This is a genomic window from Streptomyces sp. NPDC001393 (genome assembly GCF_053597455.1).
The window spans coordinates 13,955-39,315 of record NZ_JBSFIH010000003.1 but is presented as its reverse complement, the minus strand read 5'-3'; the positions used below and the strand labels follow the sequence as shown (position 1 = coordinate 39,315).

Annotated in this window: 23 protein-coding genes; 7 read left to right on the top strand and 16 right to left on the bottom strand. The window is 72.0% G+C overall.

All coding sequences use genetic code 11. From position 1 onward, the window contains the following. The first annotated feature begins 162 nt into the window (after positions 1 to 162). Together ACWC2T_RS05245 and ACWC2T_RS05240 are read left to right on the top strand one after the other, a co-directional pair. Positions 163 to 948, top strand: coding sequence for a hypothetical protein (locus ACWC2T_RS05245; RefSeq protein ID WP_450669106.1), 786 nt, complete (start codon positions 163 to 165; stop codon positions 946 to 948). 89 nt (positions 949 to 1,037) lie between these two features. Next, positions 1,038 to 1,436: a hypothetical protein gene (locus ACWC2T_RS05240; protein ID WP_450669105.1), complete on the top strand. Its 399-nt coding sequence runs from the start codon at positions 1,038 to 1,040 to the stop codon at positions 1,434 to 1,436. A 65-nt stretch (positions 1,437 to 1,501) separates the two neighbouring features. On the opposite strand, the gene der is transcribed toward ACWC2T_RS05240, so the two are convergent. From der to aroH, 5 genes are all read right to left on the bottom strand, one after another. Continuing rightward, positions 1,502 to 2,986 carry a ribosome biogenesis GTPase Der gene (der, locus tag ACWC2T_RS05235; protein ID WP_450669104.1) on the bottom strand — a complete coding sequence of 495 codons (1,485 nt, stop codon included), beginning with the start codon at positions 2,984 to 2,986 and terminating at the stop codon, positions 1,502 to 1,504. Positions 2,987 to 3,078: 92 nt separating this feature from the next. Next, the gene (locus ACWC2T_RS05230) at positions 3,079 to 3,807 is read right to left on the bottom strand and encodes a lysophospholipid acyltransferase family protein (RefSeq protein ID WP_450669103.1); all 729 of its coding nucleotides are present in this window, start codon (positions 3,805 to 3,807) and stop codon (positions 3,079 to 3,081) included. Then, entirely contained in the window at positions 3,765 to 4,460 is a 696-nt protein-coding gene (gene cmk, locus ACWC2T_RS05225) for a (d)CMP kinase (protein WP_450669102.1), read from the bottom strand. Before cmk ends, ACWC2T_RS05230 begins: the two co-directional genes overlap by 43 nt. Before the next feature lie 105 nt (positions 4,461 to 4,565). Then, a complete protein-coding gene (locus ACWC2T_RS05220) occupies positions 4,566 to 5,651 on the bottom strand; it encodes a prephenate dehydrogenase (protein WP_450669101.1) in 1,086 nt (361 codons plus the stop codon). Then, positions 5,648 to 6,010, bottom strand: coding sequence for a chorismate mutase (gene aroH, locus ACWC2T_RS05215; protein WP_450669100.1), 363 nt, complete (start codon positions 6,008 to 6,010; stop codon positions 5,648 to 5,650). Before aroH ends, ACWC2T_RS05220 begins: the two co-directional genes overlap by 4 nt. A gap of 146 nt (positions 6,011 to 6,156) precedes the next feature. Between aroH and ACWC2T_RS05210 the strand changes: the two genes are divergently transcribed. Beyond that, positions 6,157 to 6,543, top strand: a complete 387-nt coding sequence (locus tag ACWC2T_RS05210) for a Rieske (2Fe-2S) protein (protein ID WP_450669099.1) — start codon at positions 6,157 to 6,159, stop codon at positions 6,541 to 6,543. Between the two features lie 22 nt (positions 6,544 to 6,565). Next, positions 6,566 to 7,309 (top strand): nucleotidyltransferase domain-containing protein, encoded by a 744-nt coding sequence (locus ACWC2T_RS05205; RefSeq protein ID WP_450669098.1) that lies wholly within the window; start codon positions 6,566 to 6,568, stop codon positions 7,307 to 7,309. Here the strand turns inward: ACWC2T_RS05205 and ACWC2T_RS05200 are convergent. The 11 genes from ACWC2T_RS05200 to ACWC2T_RS05150 all read right to left on the bottom strand — a co-directional run bounded on the left by ACWC2T_RS05200 (position 7,235) and on the right by ACWC2T_RS05150 (position 19,893). Further along, the gene (locus ACWC2T_RS05200) at positions 7,235 to 7,984 is read right to left on the bottom strand and encodes a nucleotidyltransferase domain-containing protein (protein ID WP_450669097.1); all 750 of its coding nucleotides are present in this window, start codon (positions 7,982 to 7,984) and stop codon (positions 7,235 to 7,237) included. The genes ACWC2T_RS05205 and ACWC2T_RS05200 overlap by 75 nt on opposite strands. Positions 7,985 to 7,988: 4 nt before the next feature. Further along, the gene (locus tag ACWC2T_RS05195) at positions 7,989 to 8,996 is read right to left on the bottom strand and encodes an ADP-ribosylglycohydrolase family protein (protein ID WP_450669096.1); all 1,008 of its coding nucleotides are present in this window, start codon (positions 8,994 to 8,996) and stop codon (positions 7,989 to 7,991) included. Between the two features lie 93 nt (positions 8,997 to 9,089). After that, the gene (locus tag ACWC2T_RS05190) at positions 9,090 to 10,151 is read right to left on the bottom strand and encodes a pseudouridine synthase (protein WP_450669095.1); all 1,062 of its coding nucleotides are present in this window, start codon (positions 10,149 to 10,151) and stop codon (positions 9,090 to 9,092) included. A 12-nt stretch (positions 10,152 to 10,163) separates the two neighbouring features. Continuing rightward, positions 10,164 to 10,811, bottom strand: coding sequence for an SMC-Scp complex subunit ScpB (scpB, locus tag ACWC2T_RS05185; protein WP_450669094.1), 648 nt, complete (start codon positions 10,809 to 10,811; stop codon positions 10,164 to 10,166). Continuing rightward, positions 10,808 to 11,935, bottom strand: coding sequence for a segregation and condensation protein A (locus ACWC2T_RS05180; protein WP_450669093.1), 1,128 nt, complete (start codon positions 11,933 to 11,935; stop codon positions 10,808 to 10,810). The genes scpB and ACWC2T_RS05180 overlap by 4 nt, the downstream gene beginning before the upstream one ends. A gap of 18 nt (positions 11,936 to 11,953) precedes the next feature. After that, positions 11,954 to 12,514: a hypothetical protein gene (locus ACWC2T_RS05175; RefSeq protein ID WP_450669092.1), complete on the bottom strand. Its 561-nt coding sequence runs from the start codon at positions 12,512 to 12,514 to the stop codon at positions 11,954 to 11,956. After that, on the bottom strand, positions 12,499 to 13,632 hold the full coding sequence (locus ACWC2T_RS05170; RefSeq protein WP_450669091.1) for a ParA family protein: 1,134 nt from the start codon (positions 13,630 to 13,632) through the stop codon (positions 12,499 to 12,501). Before ACWC2T_RS05170 ends, ACWC2T_RS05175 begins: the two co-directional genes overlap by 16 nt. A 379-nt stretch (positions 13,633 to 14,011) precedes the next feature. Beyond that, positions 14,012 to 15,127 (bottom strand): alanine dehydrogenase, encoded by a 1,116-nt coding sequence (gene ald / locus ACWC2T_RS05165; protein ID WP_450669347.1) that lies wholly within the window; start codon positions 15,125 to 15,127, stop codon positions 14,012 to 14,014. A 148-nt stretch (positions 15,128 to 15,275) separates the two neighbouring features. Continuing rightward, on the bottom strand, positions 15,276 to 17,351 hold the full coding sequence (locus ACWC2T_RS05160; RefSeq protein ID WP_450669090.1) for a tetratricopeptide repeat protein: 2,076 nt from the start codon (positions 17,349 to 17,351) through the stop codon (positions 15,276 to 15,278). 181 nt (positions 17,352 to 17,532) lie between these two features. Next, entirely contained in the window at positions 17,533 to 18,159 is a 627-nt protein-coding gene (locus ACWC2T_RS05155; protein ID WP_450669089.1) for an NUDIX domain-containing protein, read from the bottom strand. Between the two features lie 84 nt (positions 18,160 to 18,243). Continuing rightward, positions 18,244 to 19,893, bottom strand: a complete 1,650-nt coding sequence (locus tag ACWC2T_RS05150) for a CTP synthase (protein WP_450669088.1) — start codon at positions 19,891 to 19,893, stop codon at positions 18,244 to 18,246. A 584-nt stretch (positions 19,894 to 20,477) separates the two neighbouring features. Between ACWC2T_RS05150 and ACWC2T_RS05145 the strand changes: the two genes are divergently transcribed. From ACWC2T_RS05145 to ACWC2T_RS05135, 3 genes are read left to right on the top strand one after another with little or no spacing between them, the layout of a single operon-like run. Further along, the gene (locus tag ACWC2T_RS05145) at positions 20,478 to 22,280 is read left to right on the top strand and encodes a glycoside hydrolase family 15 protein (RefSeq protein ID WP_450669346.1); all 1,803 of its coding nucleotides are present in this window, start codon (positions 20,478 to 20,480) and stop codon (positions 22,278 to 22,280) included. A 49-nt stretch (positions 22,281 to 22,329) separates the two neighbouring features. Then, positions 22,330 to 23,661: an FAD-binding oxidoreductase gene (locus ACWC2T_RS05140; RefSeq protein WP_450669087.1), complete on the top strand. Its 1,332-nt coding sequence runs from the start codon at positions 22,330 to 22,332 to the stop codon at positions 23,659 to 23,661. A gap of 45 nt (positions 23,662 to 23,706) precedes the next feature. Then, on the top strand, positions 23,707 to 25,353 hold the full coding sequence (locus tag ACWC2T_RS05135) for a PucR family transcriptional regulator (protein ID WP_450669086.1): 1,647 nt from the start codon (positions 23,707 to 23,709) through the stop codon (positions 25,351 to 25,353). Positions 25,354 to 25,361: the final 8 nt, after the last annotated feature.

The window sequence follows — 25,361 nt, the reverse complement described above, 5'->3', positions numbered from 1 at the left end:
GACTGTTGGTGACCGTGTGCGCTGGTTGGTTCGAACCGGTTGTCGTCGGGGCGTGACTCCCACCACAGGACGCCCGTTGTCTTCTTCATGAGCCCGGAACCCCGGAACTCAGCGGCCGGGAGCCACCCGGCCGACCCCAGCACGCATCCCGAGGGAGCCACCGTGCCGCGCATGCTCGACGTCAGTGACGCCGTACGCGCCGAGATCGGCGACGAAGAAGCCGACCGGCTGCTCGCCGGAGAGAACGCCCCGGGCAGTTACGACTGCACGTCCTGCCGCACCCCGGGCGACTCCGAGCAGGAGCGCACCAGCACCGTTCTGTTCGTCGGCGACGAGACCGCCGTCCTCGCCTTCGCCCACGCCAGCTGCCTGCCCTCACAGGTCGTCCAGGTCACCGAGGAGCAGCTGCAGGGCGCCGTCCGGTCCATCGGCGGCATCGCCGCCTCGGCGGGCGAACCGCGACAGGCCGCGCCCGAGCAGGCGGTCCTCGGCGTGACCAGCGGACTCGTCCTGATCGAGGGCGAACTGCATCCCGCGCTCGTGGTCGAGCCGACCTCGCCGATCGTGCGTCCGGGCTCCACCGGGGCCGGTGACGACTTCCTTCCGCTGCTCATCGAGCAGGGGTTCATGCCGCTCACCGAGCTGGCGTCCGTGCCGCCGGTGCTGCACGGCTGGTCGGTGCTGCTCGCCGTGGGCCAGCTGCACGCGGTGCTGCAGCCCTCGGCGCACGGCGGGCAGCCGGTCGCCTGGTGGCAGGCGCATCAGCCGCTGCAGGTGACGGACAGCTGGCGGGCGGCTGCCAACAAGCACCAGCAGGTGCTGATGTTCGCGGCGCCGGTGGGGTCCATCGGCCGGCAGCCGCGGGAGGACCTGCTGCGGGAGTCCCTCGACAAGGCGGCGGCGCAGGGGAAGCTGGTCGCCGCGGCGCTTCCTCTCGCGGGTACGTGACGGTTCTCCGCGCCCCCCAAGGCATGCGGCGCCCCCAAAGGCATGCCGCACAACCGCATCTCTTTGGGGATGCGGTCGTTTGGACATACGTGCACGCATACGACACTCCCCCTCCCCGCCGGTCCGCCTTCGTCTCTGTTCCGTCTGCCCGGTTGGCGCAGGACGGGGGCGGTGCTGCCTCGGCCACGCCGATCTACGACTCGCTCTACGCGGAGTGGGTCAAGACCTTCCGTACGCTGCCGGGCGACCGGAGCGGGGAGGAAGGGCTGAGGTTCTGCCCCTTCGGGAGTCTTCCGGACCGTACGGGCTCCTACGGGGGCCACCGCGCGGGGTCGTTCAGCAGCTCGTACAGCGCCTACAGCGCGGGCGCGTACAGCGCGCGGCAGCAGTCGCAGTGGCAGCGGGTGAGCTCGCTGGGGCGGCCGCAGGACACCGGGATGCAGCACGTTCCGGCGGCCCTGCCGCCGGGGCCGCGCCGGGGCATGTGACCGGCGGTACGGCACGAAGGGCGGCCCCTGGAGATCCAGGGGCCGCCCTTCGTGCCGTACCGGCGTTACTTCTTCTTCGTGCCGCGCTTCTCGCGCACCCGCACCGAGATGTGGATCGGGGTGCCCTCGAAGCCGAACTCCTCGCGCAGGCGGCGCTCGATGAAGCGCCGGTAGCCCGCCTCGATGAAGCCGGAGGCGAAGAGGACGAACCGCGGGGGCTTGGTGCCGGCCTGGGTGCCGAACAGGATGCGCGGCTGCTTGCCGCCCCGGATCGGGTGCGGGTGGGCCGAGACCAGCTCGCCCAGGAAGGCGTTCAGGCGGCCGGTGGGCACCCGGGTCTCCCAGCCGGCCAGGGCGGTCTCGATGGCCGGGACCAGCTTCTCCATGTGGCGGCCGGTGCGCGCCGAGACGTTCACGCGGGGCGCCCAGGCGACCTGGCCCAGCTCGGTCTCGATCTCCCGCTCCAGGTAGTAGCGGCGCTCCTCGTCGAGGGTGTCCCACTTGTTGTAGGCGATGACCATCGCGCGGCCCGCCTCGACGGCCATGGTGACGATCCGCTGGTCCTGCACGGAGATGTTCTCGGAGGCGTCGATCAGGATGACGGCGACCTCCGCCTTCTCCACCGCGGCCGCGGTGCGCAGGGAGGCGTAGTAGTCGGCGCCCTGCTGGAGGTGGACGCGCTTGCGGATGCCCGCCGTGTCGACGAACTTCCAGGTCACGCCGCCCAGTTCGATCAGCTCGTCGACCGGGTCGCGGGTGGTGCCGGCCAGTTCGTTGACGACGACGCGCTCCTCGCCGGCCACCTTGTTCAGCAGGGAGGACTTGCCGACGTTCGGGCGGCCGATCAGGGCGATCCGGCGCGGGCCGCCGATGCCGGTGCCGCCGAAGGTCTCGCGCGGCGCGTCCGGCAGGACCTCCAGGACCGCGTCCAGCATGTCGCCGGTGCCGCGGCCGTGCAGCGCCGAGACGGGGTGCGGCTCACCGAGGCCAAGGCTCCACAGGTAGGCCGCGTCGGCCTCGCCGCTCGGGCCGTCGACCTTGTTGGCGCACAGCACGACCGGCTTGCCGGCCTTGCGCAGCAGCCGGACCACCGCCTCGTCGGTGTCCGTCGCGCCGACCTTGGCGTCCACGACGAAGACGACTGCGTCGGCCGCCTCGATCGCGTACTCGGCCTGGGCGGCCACGGAGGCGTCGATGCCGAGGACGTCCTGCTCCCAGCCGCCGGTGTCGACGACCTTGAAGCGGCGGCCGGCCCACTCGGCCTCGTAGGTGACGCGGTCGCGGGTGACGCCCGGCTTGTCCTCGACGACCGCCTCGCGGCGGCCGATGATCCGGTTGACCAGGGTCGACTTGCCGACATTGGGGCGGCCGACGACGGCGAGCACGGGCAGCGGACCGTGGCCCGCCGCCTCGATGGCGCCCTCGACGTCCTCGATGTCGAAGCCCTCTTCCGCGGCGAGCTCCATGAACTCCGCGTACTCGGCGTCGCCGAGAGCCCCGTGGTCGTACTCGTGCTCAGCCGAGTCGCCGGGCTGGATGTCGTCGTTCATGTAGTCCGTACCTCGTCGTTCATCGTGGTGATCGGTGGAACAGGTCCCGACGGGGTGCACCCTCGCGGGCTGATCCACTACTCAAGTGTCGCCTAGCGCCCGGTCAGGCGCCTGGCGTTTTCCAGGTGGCTGGTGAGCTGCTTCTGGATGCGCTCGGTCGCCTCGTCCAGCGCCCTGCGCGTACGCCGCCCGCTGCCGCCCGCCCGTCGCCCACCACCACCCGTGTAGGAGCTTCGCACTCCTTCGATGGCCTCGAAGGGGTCGCCGAAGACGACGTCGATGCGGGAACGCAGGGGCGGGAGTCCCTTTATCAACCGTCCGCGCCGGCCGGAACTTCCCAGTACGGCGACGGGCACGATCGGCGCCCCGCTGCGTACGGCGAAGTAGGCGAGCCCGGCGCGCAGCGAGGCGAAGTCGCCCTCGCCCCGGGTGCCCTCCGGGAAGATGCCCAGCACTCCCCCGGCCTCCAGCACGCCGAGGGCCTGGGTGATCGCGGTGCGGTCGGCGGCGGCGCGGTCCACCTTCAGCTGGCCGATGCCGGTCAGGAAGGGGTCCAGCGGGCCGACGAACGCCTCCTTCTTGATCAGGAAGTGCGTCGGCCGGGGTGCCACACCCATGACCATCGGGCCGTCGATGTTGTGGGAGTGGTTCACGGCGAAAATCACCGGGCCGCTCGCGGGCACCTTCCAGGCGCCGAGCACACGCGGCCTGAACAGCCCGTGCATCAGGCCGACGCCGATGCGCCGCCCGACCTCGGCGCCCCTCTCGGAAGGCAGGTTCACTTGCCGGCCCGCTTCTCCTCGACCAGGGTGACGACGCACTCGATGACCTGGGAGAGGGTGAGCTCGGTGGTGTCCACCTCGACCGCGTCATCGGCCTTGGCGAGCGGCGAGGTCGTGCGGGAGGAGTCGGCCGCGTCCCGCTTGATCAGGGCCTCCCGGGTGGCGTGGATGTCGGCGCCCTTCAGCTCGCCGCTGCGGCGGGCCGCGCGGGCCTCCGGGGAGGCGGTGAGGAAGATCTTCAGGCCGGCGTCCGGGAGGACGGTCGTACCGATGTCACGGCCCTCGACCACGATGCCGTTCTCCGCGCCGGAGGCGATCGAGCGCTGCAGCTCGGTGATCCGGGAGCGCACCTCGGGCACCGCGCTGACCGCGCTGACCTTGGAGGTGACCTCCTGGGTGCGGATCGGACCGGACACGTCGACGCCGTCGACCGTGATGGTCGGGGCGGCCGGGTCGGTGCCGGAGACGATCTCCGGCTTGCCCGCGACGGCGGCGATGGCGGTCGGGTCCTCCAGGTCGATGCCGTTGTTCACCATCCACCAGGTGATCGCCCGGTACTGGGCGCCGGTGTCCAGGTAGCTCAGGCCGAGCTGGGCGGCGACGGCCTTCGACGTGCTCGACTTGCCCGTGCCGGAGGGGCCGTCGATCGCGACGATCACGGGCTTGGCGGTCGGGGCGGCGCCGTTTTCCACGGAGGGACACCTTCCTGGTGCGGTGTGGGCGGGGTGCGGGGAGCGAGAGCGCCCTGCACAAGGTTACCGGGCGCGGGTCACTCGTCCGGACGCCTGTGGACCGCCCTACTGCCGCAGCGCCCAGCCCCGCTCCCGCAGCGCCTCCTTCAGCACCGCCACCGCCTTCGGCTCGACCATGAGCTGCACCAGGCCCGCCTGCTGTCCGGTCGCGTGCTCGATCCGTACGTCCTCGATGTTGACCCCGGCCCGTCCGGCGTCGGCGAAGATGCGGGCCAGCTGCCCGGGCTGGTCGTCGATGAGCACGGCCACGACCTCGTAGACCCGCGGCGCGGACCCGTGCTTGCCCGGCACCCGCACCTGGCCCGCGTTCCCGCGGCGCAGCACGTCCTCGATGCCGGCGGTGCCCTCGCGCCGCTTGGCCTCGTCGGAGGACTGCAGGGCGCGCAGCGCCTCGACGGTCTCGCCCAGGTCGGCGGCGACGTCGGAGAGCAGGTCGGCGACCGGGCCGGGGTTCGCGGAGAGGATGTCGATCCACATGCGCGGGTCGGAGGCGGCGATCCGGGTCACGTCCCGGATGCCCTGCCCGCACAGCCGTACGGCGGCCTCCTCGGCGTTCTCCAGGCGCGCGGCGACCATGCTGGAGACCAGGTGGGGCATGTGGGAGACGAGGGCCACGGCGCGGTCGTGGGCGTCGGCGTCCATGACGACCGGTACCGCCCGGCAGTGCGAGACCAGCTCCAGGGCGAGGTTCAGCACCTCGGTGTCGGTGTCCCGGGTCGGGGTGAGCACCCAGGGCCGGCCCTCGAAGAGGTCGCCGGTCGCGGCCAGCGGGCCGGACTTCTCCCGGCCGGACATGGGGTGCGTGCCGATGTACGCCGACAGGTCCAGGCCGAGCGCCTGAAGCTCGCGGCGCGGGCCGCCCTTGACGCTGGCCACGTCGACATAGCCGCGGGCCACGCCCCGGCGCATGGCGTCGGCGACGACACCGGCCACATGGGCGGGCGGGGCGGCCACGATCGCCAGGTCGACCGGGCCCTCGGGGGCCTCGTCGGTGCCGGCGCCCAGCGCGGCGGCCGTACGGGCCTGCTCGGGGTCGTGGTCGGCGAGGTGGACGGTGACGCCGCGCTGGACCAGGGCCAGGGCGGCGGAGGTGCCGATGAGGCCGGTGCCGATGACGAGTGCGGTTCTCACTGGGCGATGTCCTTGCGCAGGGCGGCCGCGGCGCCGAGGTAGACGTGGTTGATCTCGGAGCGGTGCCTGTCCGACTCGATGTGCGCGAGCAGCCGTACGACCCGGGGCATGGCGCCCTCGATGGCCAGTTCCTGGGCGCAGATCAGGGGTACGTCGACGATGCCGAGCTTGCGGGCCGCGGCGGCCGGGAAGTCGCTGTGCAGGTCGGGCGTCGCCGTGAACCAGATGCTGATCAGGTCGTCGGCCGTCAGCCCGTTCCGCTCCAGGACCGCGGTGAGCAGGGCTCCGACCTGCTCGTCCATGTGCCCGGCCTCGTCCCGCTCGAGTTGGACGGCCCCCCGGACCGCTCGTACCGCCACGGCGCTGCTCCCTGCTGACATGCGGATCTTTTCTTGGTCCGTCCAGCGTAGTCAGCACGCGCGGACCAAGCGCACGGCGCCCGGACGCTGAGACGATGCAGTGCATCGGGTGTTCACCGATTTCTACGTGTTGTACGGAGGCCGGCATGACTGAGGGCGCGACGCGGCGCACGGTTCTGGCGACGGGCGCGGCGGCGGTCGTCGCACCCGTCGCGGCATGCGGCGGCAACGCCGACGGCGAGAGCGGCGGGGATCTCGGCAAGACCAAGGACATCCCCGAGGGCGGCGGCAAGATCTTCAAGGACCAGAAGGTGGTGGTCACCCAGCCGAAGAAGGGCGACTTCAAGGCCTTCTCGGCGATCTGCACGCACCTGGGCTGCACGGTGAGCAGGGTCGCGAACGGCACGATCGACTGTCCCTGTCACGGCAGCAAGTTCCACATCGCCGACGGTTCGGTGGCGCACGGCCCCGCGACCAGGCCCCTGCCCGCGAAGTCGATCAAGGTGCAGGGAAATTCGATCAAACTGGTGTGAGGGGTCGGCGTACGCTCCGGGCATGCAGCCCGAGACCCTGGTCCGCGACCACACCGTCTACGCCTGTGTCATGGGGTCCCGGGCCTTCGGTCTGGCGACGGACACGAGCGACACCGACCGGCGGGGTGTGTTCCTCGCCCCCACCCCTCTGTTCTGGCGGTTCGAAAAGCCGCCGACGCATGTGGAGGGGCCGGGCGAGGAACAGTTCTCCTGGGAGCTGGAGCGGTTCTGCGAGCTGGCGCTGGGCGGCAACCCGAACATCCTGGAGTGCCTGCACTCCCCGCTGGTGGAGCAGCTGGACGACACCGGCCGGGAGCTGCTGTCCCTGCGCGGGGCCTTCCTCTCCCGCCGCGCCTACGACACCTTCACGCGCTACACCCTCGGCCAGCGCAAGAAGCTCGACGCCGACGTCCGCACGACGGGCGCCCCGCGCTGGAAGCACGCCATGCACCTGCTGCGCCTGCTGATGAGCGCCCGGGACCTGCTGCGCACCGGCGAGCTGCGGATCGACGTCGGCGACCAGCGGGAGCCGCTGCTCGCGGTGAAGCGGGGCGAGATGCCGTGGCCGGCCGTCGAGGCGTGGATGGTCCGGCTGGCGGACGAGGCCGAGGAGGCCCTTCGGGGCACCCCGCTGCCGCCGGAGCCGGACCACGCGCGCGTGGCCGACTTCCTGTTCCGGGCGCGCCGGGACTCAGCCCTGCAGGCGCACGCGGACCACGAGGTCGTGCAGGGCGTCGTGGGCGCTGGGCGCGTCGGGCAGGGCTGAGGCGGCCTGCGTCTCGTCGAGGACGGCGTGCAGCCGCTCCACGTCGGCCTCCACGCGCGCGTGGTCGACGCTCGCCGTCCCGTGCTCCTGCTCCGCCTTGGCCGCTATCAGCTCGGGCACATAGGCGGGAGCGTCCACCAGGTCCAGCAGGGTGGGCAGATGGGCCTGCACCTCTCCGCTGCGCATGAGGTGGATGCCGGTGAGCAGCACCCGGAACGTGTAGAGCAGCGGCTTGAGTTCGCCGGTCTTCTCGAACAGCCGCCACTGGGTCACCGCGAACCCCCGGTAGTGGTGGGCGTGGTGGCTGGTGAGGACACCGGGGGCCAGCGCGGCCAGCTCGCGGTGCGCGTCCCCGGTGTGCACGACCAGCGGCGAGAGCAGCTGCTCCAGCACATAGCCGTTGCGGCGCAGCATCAACCGTACGAACTTGCGCAGATCGTGGGTGACCAGGTCCAGTTCGACGCCGTAGCGCACCCAGGCCCGGGAGCGGGTCTCCTCCGGCTCGCGCAGCCCGACCAGGTCGGCCGCCGGGAGCAGATGGACACCCCGCAGGTCCACGTCCGAGTCCTGCGAGGGGAACCCGTACAGGTGGGCTCCGGAGACGGTCGCGAACAGCAGGGGGTCGGGCTGTTCCGCGACCACGGGCTTCAGGTCGATGTCGAGGTCGTCGATCATGGGCCTAAGCGTCCCAGAGTGCTCCCAGGGCCAACAGGTCGCCCCGGTACTCGATCCGCTCGGCCCAGTCGGCCGGCCAGGCCTCCGCGCCGAGCCAGGCGCCCGCGAAGGCGCCGGTGAGGCAGGCGATGGAGTCGGAGTCGCCGGAGGTGCAGGCGGCCCGGCGCAGGGCGGTGACGGGCTCGTCGGGGAAGAGCAGGAAGCACAGCAGCCCGGTGGCGAGGGCCTCCTCGGCGATCCAGCCCTCGCCGGTGGCCAGGCACGGGTCGGTCTCCGGGGAGACGGTCCGCACGGCCTCCTGGAGCCGGTCGAGGATTGCCAGGCACTCGTCCCAGCCGCGCGCGATGAAGTGCTCGGGGGTGGGGTCCTGGGAGCGGGTCCACAGGTCGCCGAGCCAGGTGTGGTCGTAGTGCGTGCGGTGGTCGAGGGCGTACGAGCGCAGCTGTCCGACCAGTCCGGTCGGGTCGGTGCCCCGGGCGAGCAGGTGGACGGCGCGGGCGGTGAGGTCGGAGGCGGCGAGCGCGGTGGGGTGGCCGTGGGTGAGCGCGGACTGCAACTGGGCGGCGCCGGCGCGCTGTTCGTCGCTCAGACCGGGGGCGAGGCCGACGGGGGCGACCCTCATGTTGGCGCCGCAGCCCTTGGAGTCGATCTGGCTGGCGTGCTGCCAGACGCGGCCCTCCTCCTTCAGCAGGCCGCACGCGGTCAGGCAGGTGTTGCCCGGGGCGCGGTTGTTCTCCGGCGAGTGGTACCAGTCCACGAACTCCTCGCGCAGCGGCCGCTCCAGCCGCAGCGGGGCGAGGTACCCGCGCTCCATGGCCGTCCTGAGCCCGCGCCCGACGGCGAGGGTCATCTGCGTGTCGTCGGACACCCGGGCGCGCTGCGGCAGTTCCATCCGGCGCCAAGGCCCGAACATCGTGTGGATCAGTGGCACGGTCTTGAACTCGGTCGGGAAGCCCAGGGCGTCCCCGAGGGCGAGGCCCAGGAGTGCCCCGGTGGCGGCGTGCTTGGACATAGGATCACCATCCCCCTTTATCGTCACCTTGACAATAAAGGGGGATGGTGATCACCGCAAGTCGTTCTGGAGATCGACGTTCGGGAGATCGACTCAGAGGTCGACTTCCTTCATCAGCATCCCGACCTCGGTGTTGGACAGACGCCGCAGCCAGCCCGACTTCTGGTCGCCGAGGGTGATCGGGCCGAAGGAGGTCCGCACCAGCTTCTCCACGGGGAAGCCGGCCTCGGCCAGCATGCGCCGCACGATGTGCTTGCGGCCCTCGTGCAGGGTCACCTCGACCAGGTAGTTCTTGCCGGTCTGCTCCACGACCCGGAAGTGGTCCGCGCGCGCGTAGCCGTCCTCCAGCTGGATGCCGTCCTTCAGGCGCTTGCCCAGGTCGCGCGGGATCGGGCCGACGATCGCCGCGAGATAGGTCTTCTTCACGCCGTACTTGGGGTGGGTCAGGCGGTGCGCCAGCTCACCGTGGTTGGTGAGCAGGATGACGCCCTCGGTCTCGGTGTCCAGCCGGCCGACGTGGAACAGCCGCGTCTCGCGGTTGGTGACGTAGTCCCCGAGGCACTGCCGCCCCTCCGGGTCCTCCATGGTGGACACCACGCCCGCCGGCTTGTTCAGCGAGAAGAACTGGTACGACTGCGTCGCGACCGTCAGGCCGTCGACCTTGACCTCGTCCTTCTCCGGGTCGACCCGGCGGCCCTGCTCCAGGACGATCTCGCCGTTGACCTCCACCCGCGCCTGCTCGATCAGCTCCTCGCAGGCCCGCCGCGAGCCGTAGCCGGCGCGCGCGAGGACCTTCTGCAGCCGCTCGCCCTCCAGCTCGGCGCCCGGGAAGGTCTTGGGCAGCTTGATGTCCTTCTTCCCGGCGTAGCGCTCCCGGTTGCGCTCCTCCACCCGCGTCTCGTACTCACGCGAGCGCGCGGGGGCCGTGCGGCCGCCCTGCTGGGGCTTCTTCGGGCCGCCCTTGGCTCCCCCGCGGGCGGCACCGCCGCGTCCGGACTTCGGGCCGTCCTGGGAGGCGCCGGGACCCACGTCGTAGCGGCGCTCCTCGGGGCGGGGCTTGCGGGGACGGCCCTGCCCCTGCTTCTGGTCCCTGTTGTTGCCGGCACCGCGGTAGTTACCGCGCCCGCCGCTCTTGCCGCTGCCGCTGCTTCGCATCAAAGTTCCGTCTTAGTCGTCTGCGTCCTGACCGCCGGGCGCGTCGGGCGCGTCCGGGTCGAACGACGGGACCCCCTCCTGGGTCTCGGCCTCGATCGCCTCCGCCTCCGGGAGGAAGGGCGCGAGCTCCGGAAGCTCGTCCAGGCCACGCAGGCCCATCCGCTCCAGGAAGTAGTTCGTCGTCCTGTACAGGATCGCACCTATTTCGGGTTCCGTGCCCGCCTCCTCGACCAGACCCCGCTGCAGAAGGGTGCGCATCACACCGTCGCAGTTGACCCCGCGTACGGCGGAGACGCGGCTGCGGCTGACCGGCTGGCGGTAGGCGACGACCGCGAGGGTCTCCAGCGCGGCCTGGGTGAGCCGGGCGGTCTGGCCGTCCAGGACGAGGCGCTCGACGGCCGGGGCGTAGTCGGCGCGGGTGTAGAAGCGCCAGCCGCCCGCGACGAACCGCAGCTCGAAGCCGCGGCCCTGCACGGTGTACTCGTCGGCCAGCTCCCGCAGCGCGTCCGCGACCTGCCGTTTCGGCCGCTCCAGCAGCTTGGCCAGGTGCTCCTCGGTCGCGGGCTCGTCCACGACCATGAGCATCGCCTCCAGGGCGGGCTTGAGGTCGAGGTCGGCGACGCCGCGCAGCCCCGGGGGGAGCTCGGTGGTCTCGCTCATGCCTTCTTCTCCTCCTCGGGCTGCTCGGGCGGCCGGTCGAACTCGTCGGTGACCGTCGGCGCCGCGTCGGTGTCCCCGCCGGTCCAGCGCACGAGCAGCTCCCCGAGCGCGGCCTCCTGCTCCAGGGCGACGGCCTTCTCGCGGTACAGCTCCAGCAGGGCGAGGAACCGGGCCACGACGGTGAGCGTGTCGTCGGTGTCCTCGACCAGCGCCCGGAAGCTGGCCTCGCCCAGCTCCCTCAGCCGCGCGACCACGATCCCGGCCTGCTCCTGCACGCTGACCAGGGGTGCGTGGATGTGGTCGACGTACACCTGCGGTTTGGGCTTGGGCTGCATCGCCTTGACCGCGAGCCGGGCGAACCCATCGGGACCGATGCTGATGACGACCTCGGGCAGCAGCTCGGCGTGGTGCGGTTCCAGGCCCACGGTACGGGGCCAGCGCCGAGCCTCGTCGTCGAGCCGCCGGTTGAAGATGTCCGCGATCTGTTTGTACGCCCGGTACTGCAGCAGCCGCGCGAACAGCAGGTCCCGCGCCTCCAGCAGCGCCAGGTCGGCCTCGTCCTCGACCTCGGCGGCGGGCAGCAGCCGGGCCGCCTTCAGGTCGAGCAGCGTGGCGGCCACGACGAGGAACTCGGTCGTCTGGTCCAGGTCCCAGTCGGGTCCCATGGCCCGGATGTGCGCCATGAACTCGTCGGTGACCTTGGACAGGGCCACTTCGGTGACGTCCAGCTTGTGCTTGGAGATCAGCTGGAGGAGCAGGTCGAAGGGCCCCTCGAAGTTGGCGAGCCGAACCTTGAAGACGCCGTCACGGGGCTCTTCGGGCGCGGGGGGCGCGCCGGACTCCGGATGCGGTACCGGAACGGGCTCGGGAACCGGCTCAGGCTCGGGAGCGGGCCCAGGTTCGGCAGTGGGCTCAGGAGCGGGCTCGGCTTCGGGAGCGGGCATGGGCTCGGGAACCGGCTCAGGCTCGGCAATGGGCCCAGGTTGGGGGGCCGGCTCGGCTTCGGGAGCGGGCTCCGGTGGTTCGGGCTGCGCGGCAGGTACGACCCCCGGTCCCCGCCCCAGCGCACGCCGGCGGCCGGCGGCGGGGCCGGAGGCAGGGGCGGGAACGTCGGACGAGGTCATGGCCCCCGCAGGCTACCGCTACCGCCCCCGCAGCCGGCGTACGAGGATGCTCGCGTCCCCGCGGGACTCCAGATCGGCCAGGACCACGGCCACCGCCTCGCGGACGATCCGCCCCCGGTCGACCGCGAGCCCGTGCTCACCGCGGAGCACCAGACGGGCGTGCTCGAGGTCCATCAGCTCCTCGGCCGACACATACACGGTGATCTTCTCGTCGTGGCGCTCGCGCCCACTGGGCCGCCGCGCCGCCGACCGCCCCCGCTTCCGCGGCGGCGCGGCCGCGTCGGGTCCGCCGGAGCCTTCCTGCGCCGCCTGGCGGCGCGGCGGGCGGCTGCGGGACTCGCCGGTCCCGTCCGGCTCGGCCTCCGCCGCGACATGCTCCGCGCCCTCGCCGTCACCGCCCTGGACCGGCACCGCCTGCGGTGCGTCCTCGGCGGCGGCCACGTCGTCGCGCTCCCCTGCGGGAGCCGGCACGCGGGCCTCACCGTTGGCCGCGCGCCGGGGAGTCGACGGCTGCAGCGCCGTCCCTCCTGTCGTACGGAAGAGTTCGTCGGCCCCGGGCAGACTCACTCGGCGTGACACCGGGCGAGCACCTCCCTGGCGAGCTGGCGGTAGGCGGCGGCACCGACGGAGTTGGAGGCGTACGTGGTGATGGGCTCACCGGCGACCGTGGTCTCCGGGAACCGGACCGTGCGGCCGATGACCGTGTGGTAGACGTGGTCGTCGAACGCCTCGACCACGCGGGCCAGGACCTCACGGCTGTGCACCGTGCGCGAGTCGTACATCGTGGCGAGGATGCCGTCCAGTTCGAGCTCGGGGTTGAGCCGCTCCTGGACCTTCTCGATGGTCTCGGTCAGCAGGGCCACACCGCGCAGCGCGAAGAACTCGCACTCCAGCGGCACGATCACCTTGTGAGCGGCCGTCAGGGCGTTGACGGTGAGCAGGCCGAGCGAGGGCTGACAGTCGATCACGATGTAGTCGTAGTCGGGCATCAGCGGTTTCAGGGCGCGCTGCAGCGTCGACTCGCGGGCCACCTCGGAGACCAGCTGGACCTCGGCGGCCGACAGGTCGATGTTGGACGGCAGCAGGTCCATGTTGGGGACCGCCGTCTTCAGCAGGACCTCGTCCGCGGACATGCCCCGCTCCATGAGCAGGTTGTAGACCGTCAGGTCGAGTTCCATCGGGTTGACACCGAGACCCACCGACAGCGCGCCCTGCGGGTCGAAGTCCACGAGCAGCACGCGCCGCCCGTACTCCGCGAGCGCGGCACCCAGGTTGATGGTCGACGTCGTCTTGCCGACGCCGCCCTTCTGGTTGCACATCGCGATGATCTTCGCGGGGCCGTGGTCGGTCAGCGGGCCCGGGATCGGGAAGTACGGCAGCGGGCGTCCGGTCGGACCGACGCGCTCGCGGCGCTGGCGGGCCGCGTCGGGCGCGAGCGTGGCCGCGTACTCCGGATCGGGCTCGTACTCGGCGTCGGGGTCGTAGAAGTGCCCCTCGGGCAGTTCGTCGTAGTCGGCGAATTGGTTGTGGGGCGCGCCACTTCCGTCGCCGGCCATGGCGTTCACGTGATGGCCATCCATGCTCTGGTGTGCTGTCCCGGCCACCTGCGGACCGGAACTCTGGTGGGCTGCGAAGGTGCGCACAGCTACGGAGCCGACAGCCTCGAATCCCGCGGGGCCCTGGCCCCGTGCGGGCATTCCTGGTTGACCACCCCCGGGAGAAAATGTCGACTCATTCACAAGTCGTCTTACCTCCTTGGTGACCAGGAAACTTCTAGACAAGGTCAGCGTGGCACCATGCCGACGGTTGGCGACTCTATGGCGTGTCGGCGGTCCGCAGCAACACAATCCGCCGGACCCGGCAGGATGTGTCGGCAATGAAACATCTCGCTGTCAAGGGCGTACGGCCGTCGCACAGCAGGTTTCACCGGTGTACGAATCGGTCGAAGGGTTGCGTTCGAGGCGAGTTGGCCAAGAGTCGCCAAGTGACCATACACACATCCGGCCGGACCTTGTCGGGCAAGGTCCGGCCGGGCGCGCGCTGTTGACGAGTCGTGTTGACGAATCGCCTTTTGGGTCAGCCGAGCAGGGCCTCCAGCTCCACGTGCTCCAGGCCGTGCGCCTCGGCGACCTCCTTGTAAACGACCTTGCCGTCATGGGTGTTGAGACCCTTGGCGAGCGCGGCGTCGCGGCGCAGCGCCTCGACCCAGCCGTTGTTGGCGAGGGAGACGATGTACGGCAGCGTCGCGTTGGTGAGGGCGTTGGTGGAGGTGTTGGGCACCGCGCCGGGCATGTTGGCGACGCAGTAGAAGACCGAGTTGTGCACCGGGAAGGTCGGCTCGGCGTGCGTCGTCGGGCGGGAGTCCTCGAAGCAGCCGCCCTGGTCGATCGCGATGTCGACAAGGACACTTCCGGGCTTCATGCGGGCCACCAGCTCGTTGGTGACCAGCTTCGGGGCCTTGGCACCCGGGATGAGGACCGCGCCGATGACGAGGTCGGCGTCGAGGACGGCCTTCTCCAGCTCGAAGGAGTTGGACATGATCGCCTTGACCTTCGTACCGAAGATCTTGTCGGCCTCGCGCAGCTTGTTGATGTCGCGGTCGAGCAGGGTCACGTCGAAGCCCATGCCGACGGCGACCTGGGTGGCGTTCCAGCCGGAGACACCGCCGCCGATGACGACGGCCTTGGCCGGGGTCACGCCCGGGACGCCGCCGGGCAGCACGCCACGGCCGCCGGCCGCGCGCATCAGGTGGTAGGCGCCGACCTGCGGGGCGAGCCGGCCCGCGACCTCGGACATCGGGGCGAGCAGCGGCAGTGCGCGGTTCGGCAGCTCGACGGTCTCGTAGGCGATGGCCGTGGTGCCGGACTCGATGAGCGCGTCCGTGCACTCCTTGGAGGCGGCCAGGTGCAGGTAGGTGAAGAGGATCTGGTCCTTGCGGAGACGGTGGTACTCCTCCGCGATGGGCTCCTTGACCTTCAGCAGCAGGTCGGCGGTGGCCCAGACCTCGTCGGCGGTGTCGAGGATCGCGGCGCCGGCGGAGACGTACTCCTCGTCCGTGATGGAGGAGCCGAGGCCGGCGCCCCGCTCGATGACGACCTGGTGCCCGTTGCGCACCAGCTCGTGCACACCGGCGGGGGTGATGGCCACCCGGAACTCGTTGTTCTTGACCTCGCGGGGGATGCCGACCTTCACGTCGATCACGGTCCTTGGCTCAGAGGGTATGGGGGGTGCATTACATGACATACCCGGGCACGCAAGGGCACACCGGGAGACACCGCAGGAGAATGTGCGGCAGAGCCAGTCTAATGAAGGTGTTCCGCGTGTCTAGCCTTTCATTGCATCAATCTTCGCTGGATGCACTACGGATTTCGCAGGCGTTCGTGTCCTGTTCCGCCCTTGTCTCGCCCTCCTGGCCCGCCTGGCCCTCCTCGTCCAGCATGCGCGCGGCCGCCGTGCGGTGCAGACGGGCGGCGGCCGCGTCGCCCAGGTGCTCCAGCGTGTCGGCGAGCCGGAGCTGCAGGGCGGCCTGCAGCCGGACGTCGTCGGCGCGCCGAGCCCACTCCACCGCCTCGTGGCAGGTGCGCAGGGACTCCTCGAACCGCCCCGCGTACTCCTGCACCCGGGCCACCTCGCTCAACGCCCGCGCGTGGGCGGCGACATCGCCGGCCTTGCGGTAGCCGGCGACGGCGGCCCGCCAGTTCCGCAGGGCCTCGCCGTAGCGGCCCGCGTAGGTGTGGGCGGTGGCGATCCGGCCGTACAGCCGGGCGGCGTGCTCACGCTCGCCGCGGGCCAGCCGCTCGGCGAGGGCACGGCCGAACCAGTCCGCGGCCCGGTCGTGGTCCGCGAGCTCCTGGTAGGCACCACCTACGGATTCCATTGCGCGACCGGTCGCGTACGGGTCATTTGCTCGGCGTCCGGCGTCCAATGCCGACCGATACCGTGCCAGCGCGTCCCGGGTACGGCCGGTCTGCGCGTCCACGTCACCCAGGTTCAGCAGGGCCGCGGCCTGCTCCCGGGCCAGCCCGCGGCGCTCGGCGACATCGAGGACCAGGCTGTGCATCTCGTACAGGTCGGCGGCGGCGGCCTGCGTGCCGACGTGCGCCACCAAGGCCCTGACCAGCTGGGACGTCAGTCGCCGGGCGAGGGTGTCCAGCTCGCCGTCGGCCACCGCCAGACGCGCGCACGCCAGCAGCGCGGGGCGCCGGATGCGCAGCCAGTCGGCGGCCGCCCTGGGGTTCGGGAAACGCACCTCCGGGGCCATCGCGTTCAGCTTCTCCCGGGCCTGCGGGCTGTCCGTCTCGGTGATCGCCCGGCACGACTGCAGCAGCCGCACGGTCCGCTCCAGCATCCGCGCCCGGGCCAGCTGCAGCTCCGCGGGCCGCTCCTGGCCCTGGGCGCAGGCGTGCAGCAGCGGATGCAGGCAGCCGGGGACCTCGTACTGGGGCAGCGGGGAGTCCACCGGGCGCAGCAGGCCGAGGGCGACGAGGTCGTCCAGGGTCGCGCGGGCGGCACTCACCGAGCAGCCGGCCAGAGCCGAGGCGGTGTGCGGGTCGATCAGCCCGGTCGGGGCGAGGGAGAGCAGGCGCAGTATCCGGGCGGCCGGGCCGGGCAACTCGCCGAGGACGTGCCGGAAGACACGGGCCAGCGGGGAGACGTCCGGGCCGTCGTCGGCTGCCGTGTGCAGCCGTTTGGCGAGGTCGGAGACGGCGGCCTTGGGGCGGGCGGCGAGCCAGCCGCCTGCCAGGACCAGCGCGGCCGGATGGCCCTGGCAGGCCTCGACCAGGCTCTCGGCGGAGCGCGGGTCGACCGTGATGCGGACGGTGCCGGTGTAGCGGGTGAGGAGTGCCACCGCCGACTTGGTGTCCAGGCCGCCCAGGGTGCAGGGGCGGACGTCCGCGATGCCGGTGAGGGGGCCGGAGGAGACTGCCACCACCAGGCAGTCCGGGGCCTCGGGGAGCAGCGCGTCGACCTGCTCGGCGCCGGCCGCGTCATCCAGCAGCAGCAGGGTGCGCCGGCCGGCGAGGGCGGTGCGCAGTGCCTCGGTGAGGTCGTCCTCGGCGGCGCCGGCCGGGGCCGGCAGCTCCAGCGCGGCGAGCAGGTCACGGGCGGCGCGCCCGACGGGGACGGGGGTGCCGTCGGGCTCACTGAGCCGGGCCCGCAGCACCCCGTCGGGGTAACGGTCGGCAACCTGGCGTACGAGTTCCCCGGCGAGGGCGGTGCGGCCGGAGCCGGGGCGGCCCGCGATCAGGAGCACGCGCGCGCGTGGCGCCTTGCGGCCGGAGAGGGTGTCCAGACCCGCGCGCTCGATGTCGGCGCGCAGCTCCTTCAACTCCCGTGTACGGCCCAGGAAATGGCTCTCCGCGCTCTCGTGACCCGAGAGCCGCACGCCGCCTGTGTCCACGACCTGATCCGTCACGGGCCACACTCCCGTCCCACCGCACGCGCAAGCCCGCCGGATGGTCCACTGCGGGCGAGAAGAGCCTAGTTCACGCTCTTGCGGGTGCCGTGAGGAGCGCGACGACCAGGTCCCCCGATCGGATCAGGCGATCGTCACACCACTGCGCCTTACGAGTGGGGCACGGGGCGGCGCGTGTGGCTCAGGACGGGAAGGGGCGGGCCGGCCACGGGGCGTCGGCCGGGCGGAGCGCGTCGAGGCCGTCGCCGCCGCGCGCGGCGACCAGGGAGAGGACGCCGACGACCAGGCAGTTGTTGTGCACGTCGCCGGCCAGCACGCGGCGCACCAGTTCCTCGACCGGCACGCGCGCGTGCTCCATGTCGGTCTCCTCGTGCTCCGCCTCGAACCGCTCGCCCTCGGCCGCGGACAGATCGCGGGCGAGGAAGATCCGTACGGCCTCGTCGCAGCCGCCGGGCGTGGTGTAGACGTCGGTCAGCACCCGCCAGTCCTCGGCCTTGACGTGCGCCTCCTCGTACAGCTCGCGCTGGGCGGCGTGCAGCGGGTTCTCGCCGGGCACGTCGAGCAGGCCGGCCGGGATCTCCCACAGCTTGTGCCGCACCGGGTGGCGGTACTGGTTGATCAGCAGCACCCGGTCCTCCTCGTCGAGGGCGAGGACGGCGACCGAGCCGGGGTGGACCTGGTAGTCGCGGCGGGCCACCGAGCCGTCGGGCATGACCACGTCGTCCGTGCGGACGGAGGTCTTGTTGCCCGTGAAGGGGGTCTCCGTCGCCCGGATCTCCCACTCCTCCGCGGTGTCCTTGATCGTCATGCCCTGTCCTTCCCCGAAAACGCCCAGCGGCCGGGGCGCGATCGTTTTGAATGCGCGCGCCCCGGCCACCGTACAACCCTTGTGTTACTTCGAGATCTTCCGCTCGACCGCGGCCTTCACCAGCCCGGCGAACAGCGGGTGCGGACGCGTCGGCCGCGAGCGCAGCTCGGGGTGCGCCTGCGTGGCCACGAGGTAGGGGTGGACGTCACGCGGGTACTCCACGTACTCCACGAGCTTGCCGTCCGGCGAGGTGCCCGAGAAGAGGATGCCGGCCTTCTTCTCCAGCTCCGCGCGGTAGGCGTTGTTGACCTCGTAGCGGTGCCGGTGCCGCTCCTCCACGTACTCCTTGCCGTCGTACACCTCGCGCACGATCGAGCCCTCGGCGAGCTTCGCAGGGTACATGCCGAGCCGCATGGTGCCGCCCATGTCGCCCTCACCGGCGACGATGTCCAGCTGCTCGGCCATGGTGGAGATGACCGGGTGGCCGGTGGCCGGGTCGAACTCGGTGGAGTTGGCGTCCGGGATGTCCGCGAGGTTGCGCGCGGCCTCGATCACGATGCACTGCAGGCCCAGGCAGAGGCCGAGCAGCGGGATCTTGTTCTCGCGGGCGAAGCGGATCGCGCCGACCTTGCCGAGCACACCGCGGTCGCCGAAGCCGCCCGGGATGCAGATGCCGTCGACGTCGCCGAGCTGGGCCTTGGCGCCGGCCGGGGTCTTGCAGTCGTCCGAGGTCACCCACTTGATCTTCACGCGGGCGCGGTTGGCGAAGCCGCCGGCGCGCAGCGCCTCGGTGACCGAGAGGTAGGCGTCGGGCAGGTCGATGTACTTGCCGACCAGCGCGAGGGTGATCTCGTGGTCGGGGTTGTGGACGCGGTCCAGCAGGTCGTCCCAGGTGGTCCAGTCGACGTCGCGGAACGGCAGGTCGAGCTTGCGCACGACGTAGGCGTCCAGGCCCTCGGAGTGCACGACCTTCGGGATGTCGTAGATCGAGCGGGCGTCGGGGCAGGCGACCACGGCGGCCTCGTCGACGTCGCACATCAGCGAGATCTTGCGCTTGATGGCGGTCGGTACCTCGCGGTCGCAGCGCAGCACGATCGCGTCGGGCTGGATACCGATGTTGCGCAGCGCGGCGACGGAGTGCTGGGTCGGCTTGGTCTTCAGCTCGCCGGAGGGGCCGATGTACGGCAGCAGGGAGATGTGGACGACGAAGACGTTGTCCCGGCCGACCTCGTGGCGGACCTGGCGTACCGTCTCAAGGAAGGGGAGCGACTCGATGTCGCCGACCGTGCCGCCGACCTCGGTGATGACGACGTCCACCTCGTCGGTGGCCATGCGCCGGATGCGGTGCTTGATCTCGTTCGTAATGTGCGGGATGACCTGCACCGTGTCGCCCAGGTACTCGCCGCGCCGCTCCTTGGCGATCACCGTCGAGTACACCTGGCCTGTAGTGACATTGGCGGTGCCGTCCAGGTCACGGTCGAGGAAGCGCTCGTAGTGTCCGATGTCCAGGTCGGTCTCGGCACCGTCGTTGGTGACGAACACCTCACCGTGCTGGAAGGGGTTCATCGTGCCCGGGTCCACGTTCAGGTACGGGTCGAGCTTCTGCATCACGACGCGCAGGCCGCGGGCCTTGAGCAGCATGCCCAGGCTGGAGGCGGTGAGGCCCTTGCCGAGCGAGGAGGCGACACCCCCGGTGACGAAGATGTGCTTGGTCGTCGTAGATTTCGGCGGCATGGCCAAGAGGGGGCTCCCGTGGTCGCTGTCTGTGATGCGGTGCGGCTGCCGTCCGGAGCCTTCCGGGGGTGCCGTCGCTGCGGTTCGGGGGACCCCTTTCTTCTCCTCTGGGGCCCACCGGTCCACGGGCTACCAGGGTATCAGCGCCTGGGACGGATGGCTTCCGGCCACGCTCCGCGCTCGCCCGGGTACCGGGCGGCTCGCTCGGCCCGGTGCGGGGCCGACGGGACGGTGCAGGTCGCCACACATGTCAGCACAGGCACGCACACGTCACACGGCTATCACCGGCTGCTCACCCGTTCGGCCCACACGGGTTGCCCGGAGCGGGACGCAGATCATCTACGTGCGTCGTATCCTGCTCGGACACTCGCTGCCGAGCCCGGCCGGAACGACGGCACACCCCCGCCAGCATCACCCGGAACACCTTGAGCGCGGCAGTTCGTTGAGCAAAGACTGTCGTATTGCCTCAGGGCGCGGCGGGCTGCTTTGCTTCACCGCTCAACGACGCATAACAACGACCCCTTGACCGCACTAGCGACAGCCCCCTGCGCGGGGGTGACGTGGCCGTTCGACTGGAGTTGCACGTGGCCGGGCGCATCGAAGACTACGCACTCATCGGAGACATGCAGACCGCAGCCCTGGTCTGCCGGGATGGCACGGTGGACTGGCTGTGCCTGCCCCGCTTCGACTCGCATGCCATCTTCGCCGGCCTGCTGGGCACCGAGGAGCACGGCTTCTGGCGGCTCGGCCCGGCCCACGCCGCCGACGCCCAGCCGCCCACGGCCGCCCGGCGGAGCTACCGCGGCGACTCGCTGATCCTGGAGTCGGAGTGGGACACCCCGCGCGGCACGGTCCGGGTGACCGACTTCATGCCCCCGCGCGAGGGCGCGCCCCAGCTGATCCGGATCGTGGAGGGCGTCACCGGCCGGGTGCCGATGCGCTCGGCCCTCAGGATGCGGTTCTCCTACGGCCGGGTCATCCCCTGGGTGCACAAGCACGAGGGCCGTACGGTGGCGGTCGCCGGGCCGGACTCGGTGTGGTTCGACACGGAGGCCGAGACCTACGGGAAGTCGCTGACCACGTACGCCGACTTCACGGTCGCCCCGGGTGACCGGATCGCGTTCACCATCTCGTGGCAGCCCTCGCACAAGGAGCCGCCGCCGCTGCCGGAGCCGGAGGCCTCGCTGGAGGCGACCGAGGAGTTCTGGCGCGAGTGGGTCGAGCACTGCACGTACCACGGGCCGTACCGCGAGGCGGTGGTCCGCTCCCTGATCACCCTCAAGGCCCTGACGTACGCCCCCACGGGCGGCATCGTCGCGGCCCCGACGACCTCGCTCCCGGAGGACATCGGCGGGGTCCGCAACTGGGACTACCGCTACACCTGGCTGCGCGACGCGGCGATCACCCTGTCCTCCCTGCTGCGCACCGGCTACCGCGAGGAGGCCCGCGCCTGGCGCGAGTGGCTGCTGCGCGCGGTCGCCGGCGACCCGGACAACCTGCAGATCATGTACGGCATCGCCGGCGAGCGCGAGCTGGGCGAGGCCGAGCTGGACTGGCTGCCGGGCTACGAGGCCTCGGCCCCGGTCCGGGTGGGCAACGGCGCCGCGCACCAGCTCCAGCTGGACGTGTACGGCGAGGTCACCGAGGCCCTGCACCTGGCGCACATGACGGGCCTGGCCCGCAACGACTACGCCTCCCTGCTCCAGCTGAAGCTGATCCGCTACCTCGAGGACCACTGGCAGGAGCCGGACGAGGGCATCTGGGAGGTGCGCGGCCCGCGCCGGCACTTCGTGCACTCCAAGGTGATGGCCTGGGTCGCGGTGGACCGCACCATCAAGCTGATCGAGTCCGGGGACGCGGACGGCCCGCTGGAGCGCTGGAAGGAGCTGCGCGACGACATCCACCGGGACGTGTGCGAGAAGGGCTACGACAAGGAGCGCAACACCTTCACGCAGTCCTACGGCTCCCAGGAGCTGGACGCCTCGCTGCTGCTGATCCCGCAGATGGGCTTCCTGCCGCCGGACGACAAGCGGGTGATCGGCACGATCGAGGCGATCCAGCGCGAGCTGTCCACCCCGGACGGGTTCATCCTGCGCTACCCGACGGAGGGCGCCCACGCGGGCGTCGACGGCCTGCCCGGCGACGAGGGCGCCTTCCTGGCCTGCTCGTTCTGGATGGCGGACGACCTGGCGATGATCGGCCGGGTCGACGAGGCCCGCAAGCTGTTCGAGAAGCTCCTCGCCCTGCGCAACGACCTTGGCCTGCTGGCGGAGGAGTGGGACCCGCGCCTGCAGCGTCAGGTGGGCAACTTCCCGCAGGCGTTCAGCCACGTGCCACTGATCGACACCGCACTGCGGCTGACGGCGTCCGGGGCGTACGGGGGTTAGCGGGCCCCTAGGCTGGAAGGTGACCCCTCCTGGAAGGGGGCTTTCGGCCATGGCCACCCGTTCCACGGCGCACACGGCCCTCGCCGCGCTCCGTGAGGATCTGACGGGCGAGGTTTTCGCCCCAGGGGACCCGGGCTACGACGAGGCCCGGGTCGTCTTCAACGCGATGATCGACCCGCGCCCGGCCGTCATCGCCCAGTGCCTGCACCCGGCCGACGTGGCGCGAGCCGTCCGTTTCGCGCGCGAGCTGGACCTGCACATCGCGGTGCGCGGCGGCGGGCGCGGCCTGGCGGGGGCCCGGGTCGACGGCGCGCTCGTGGTGGACCTGCGCCGGATGCACTCGGTCACCGTCGACCCGGCGGCCGAGGCGGTCCGGGTCGAGGGCGGCGCCACGATGGGCGACCTGGACCGGGCGACCCGGCCGTACGGCCTCGCGACCGCCGGCGCCCCTGCTTCGGCCACCGGTGTCGGCGGCTTCGTGCTCGGCGGCGGCACCGGCCGGCTGGACCGTGCCTTCGGCCTCGCCGTGGACGACCTGATCGGGGTCGAGCTGGTCACCGCCGACGCCGAGCGGGTGCACGCCAACGCCGATGAGAACCCCGAGCTGTTCTGGGCACTGCACGGCGGGGGCGGCAACTTCGGCGTCGCGACGGCGCTCACCCTGGAGCTGCACGAGCTGCCGGAGTTGTCCCAGGTGCTGCTGCTGTGCCTGCCGGAGTCCGGCCCGGACGTGGTCCGCGCCTTCCGTGAGCTCGTCCGCACCGGTCCGGACGAGGTGAGCGGCGCCGTGATGTATCTGGCCCCGGACAGGGTGCTGTGCGGCACGCTGCTGACCTACGCCGGTGGCGAGGCGGAGCTGCGCGAACTCGCCGAACCGCTGCTGGCGCTGCCGCACACGGCCGAGCTGACCGGTGCCGAGGCCGGGCGCCTGCTGTGCTCCCCGGCCGGGCGGGCCCACTGGTCGGCGGAGTGCCTGACGGGCCTGCCGGACGAGCTGGTGGACGTCTTCTGTGCGCGGGCGCAGGCCGTACCGGCGCCGGGCGGCTTCCGTCCCGTGCTCCTCCCGCTGGGCGGTGCGGCCGTCACCGGCCCGGCCGCGTACCCGGTGCCGTACCGGGACGCGCCCTGGCTGCTGCACCCCTTCGCCCGCTGGACGGACCCGGCCGATGACGAGCGTGCCCTCGCCTGGGTGCGGGAGGTGTGCGCCGACGTCCGGCCGTGGCGCACCGGTGCCGTCCCGCTCGACCTCATCGGCGACGAGGGGCCCGAGCGGGTGCGGGCGGGCCTGGGCGCCGGGAACCTGCTGCGTCTGGAGAAGGTCAAGCGGCGCTGGGACCCCGACAACGTCTTCCGGTTCAACCACAACATCGCGCCCGTGTAGCCCGGAGCTGTCCTGAAGGGTGTTTACGCAGGTAGCGTCCGCTGCATGGACAGCCGTACGGACAGCCGATTCGACACCCAGGGCGCCGGGATCACCGTTCAGCGCGCGCTGGAACTGCCCGGTCTGCGCAGCGGGCTGCCGGAGATCCTGGCGGGTGCCGACCGGCTGGGCCGCACGGTGCGCTGGGTGCACGCGGGCGAGGTGCCCAACATCGCCTCGCTGCTCAAGGGCGGCGAGCTGCTCCTGACCACCGGCTACGGCCTCGGTACCCGCCCGGCCGAACAGCGGGCGTTCGTGCGCACCCTCGCCGAGCGCGGGATCGCCGCGCTGGTGGTGGAGCTGGGCCCGCGCTTCAGCCGGCTGCCCTCGGCTCTGGTGGACACCGCCCGCGCCGCCGGGCTGCCGCTGGTCCAGCTGCACCGCGAGGTGCCGTTCGTGACGGTGACCGAGGAGATCCACACCGAGATCGTCAACGGCCACTACGCCCTGCTGCAGCGGGCCGAGGAGGTGCACCGGCGGTGCACCGAGGCGCTGCTGGGCGGCGGCGGGGTGCCGCAGGTGCTGGGCATCCTGGCGGACTTCAGCGGCAACCCGGTGTTCTTGGAGACGGCCGACGGCCGCCTGCTGTACGCCGCCGGGGAGGGGCCCGAGGGCGCGGACCCGCTGCAGGTGTGGGAGGGGTTGCGCGGCCCGCACAAGGGCGCGCCGCCGCCCGCGGGTTCGGTGCTGGTGGACGTGCCCGGCGGCGGGCCCGGTACGGCCGGTTCCGTGCGGGCCCGCCTGGTCCTGCTGCCGGTCCGCGCCCCGCTGGCCCCGGTGCACCGGATCGCCGCCGAGCGGGCCGCGGGCATCCTGGCCGTGGTGCTGATGCAGGCCCGGCAGGAGGAGGAGCTGGCGGCGCGCGGGCGCGGTGACTTCCTCACGGATCTCGCCGAGGGCCGGATCACCGCGGAGGACGCCCCGGCGCAGGCCCGGGTCCTCGGCTTCAAGCCGGGCGACAGCCCGCTGCTGCCGGTGGTGATGCGGATCGGTGACTCCCTTGCGCCCGGCGGGGGTTGGGCGGTGCTGGCGCGGGCGGTCTCCGAGGAGCTGGCCGCCGTGGGCGTGCCGGTGCTGCTGGGTGTTCGGCCGGTGGAGGGCCGGGTGCTGGTGCTGCTGGGCCTGCGCGCGGAGGCGGAGCGCTCGGCGGTCGCCGACCGGGTGGCGGCGGCGCTGCGGGCGGGCGTGGAGCGGGCGGGGATGCGCCGGCCCGGCTCGCCGCCGCCGGTCGTGGTGGTCGGCGTGGCCGGCGGCTGGGCGGCCGCCTCCGCGGGGCTGCGGCATGCGGCGGAGACCGCGACCGCGGCCCAGGGCCTGACCGACCGGCCCTGGTACGACGCCCGCCGCCTCGACATCGACCTGCTGCTGTGGCGGCTGCGCGACCATCCGGACCTCGCCGCGTTCGTGGACCGGGCGATCGGCCCGCTGCGCGAGCACGACAACCGGTCCAAGCCGCCGCTGCTGCCGACCCTGCAGACCTATCTGGCGCACGCCGGCCGCAAGGCGGAGACGGCCCGCGAGCTCCACCTCAACCGGCAGACCCTCTACAACCGGCTCGCCCGCATCGGGGAGTTGCTGGGCACCGACCTCGACGACCCGCAGACGGTCCTGGCGTTGAGCCTGGCCCTGCGGGCCCGTCGGCACGTGCCCTGAGCTCACGC

Bases quoted from the DNA above. Each gene is read 5' to 3' on its own strand.
- der (WP_450669104.1), bottom strand. From the start codon at position 2,986: ATGAACGACGACATCCAGCCCGGCGACTCGGCTGAGCACGAGTACGAC.
- ACWC2T_RS05210 (WP_450669099.1), top strand. From the start codon at position 6,157: ATGACTGAGGGCGCGACGCGGCGCACGGTTCTGGCGACGGGCGCGGCG.
- ACWC2T_RS05205 (WP_450669098.1), top strand. From the start codon at position 6,566: ATGCAGCCCGAGACCCTGGTCCGCGACCACACCGTCTACGCCTGTGTC.
- ACWC2T_RS05200 (WP_450669097.1), bottom strand. From the start codon at position 7,984: ATGATCGACGACCTCGACATCGACCTGAAGCCCGTGGTCGCGGAACAG.
- ACWC2T_RS05195 (WP_450669096.1), bottom strand. From the start codon at position 8,996: ATGTCCAAGCACGCCGCCACCGGGGCACTCCTGGGCCTCGCCCTCGGG.
- ACWC2T_RS05190 (WP_450669095.1), bottom strand. From the start codon at position 10,151: ATGCGAAGCAGCGGCAGCGGCAAGAGCGGCGGGCGCGGTAACTACCGC.
- scpB (WP_450669094.1), bottom strand. From the start codon at position 10,811: ATGAGCGAGACCACCGAGCTCCCCCCGGGGCTGCGCGGCGTCGCCGAC.
- ACWC2T_RS05180 (WP_450669093.1), bottom strand. From the start codon at position 11,935: ATGACCTCGTCCGACGTTCCCGCCCCTGCCTCCGGCCCCGCCGCCGGC.
- ACWC2T_RS05170 (WP_450669091.1), bottom strand. From the start codon at position 13,632: ATGCCCGCACGGGGCCAGGGCCCCGCGGGATTCGAGGCTGTCGGCTCC.
- ACWC2T_RS05155 (WP_450669089.1), bottom strand. From the start codon at position 18,159: ATGACGATCAAGGACACCGCGGAGGAGTGGGAGATCCGGGCGACGGAG.
- ACWC2T_RS05150 (WP_450669088.1), bottom strand. From the start codon at position 19,893: ATGCCGCCGAAATCTACGACGACCAAGCACATCTTCGTCACCGGGGGT.
- ACWC2T_RS05140 (WP_450669087.1), top strand. From the start codon at position 22,330: ATGGCCACCCGTTCCACGGCGCACACGGCCCTCGCCGCGCTCCGTGAG.
- ACWC2T_RS05135 (WP_450669086.1), top strand. From the start codon at position 23,707: ATGGACAGCCGTACGGACAGCCGATTCGACACCCAGGGCGCCGGGATC.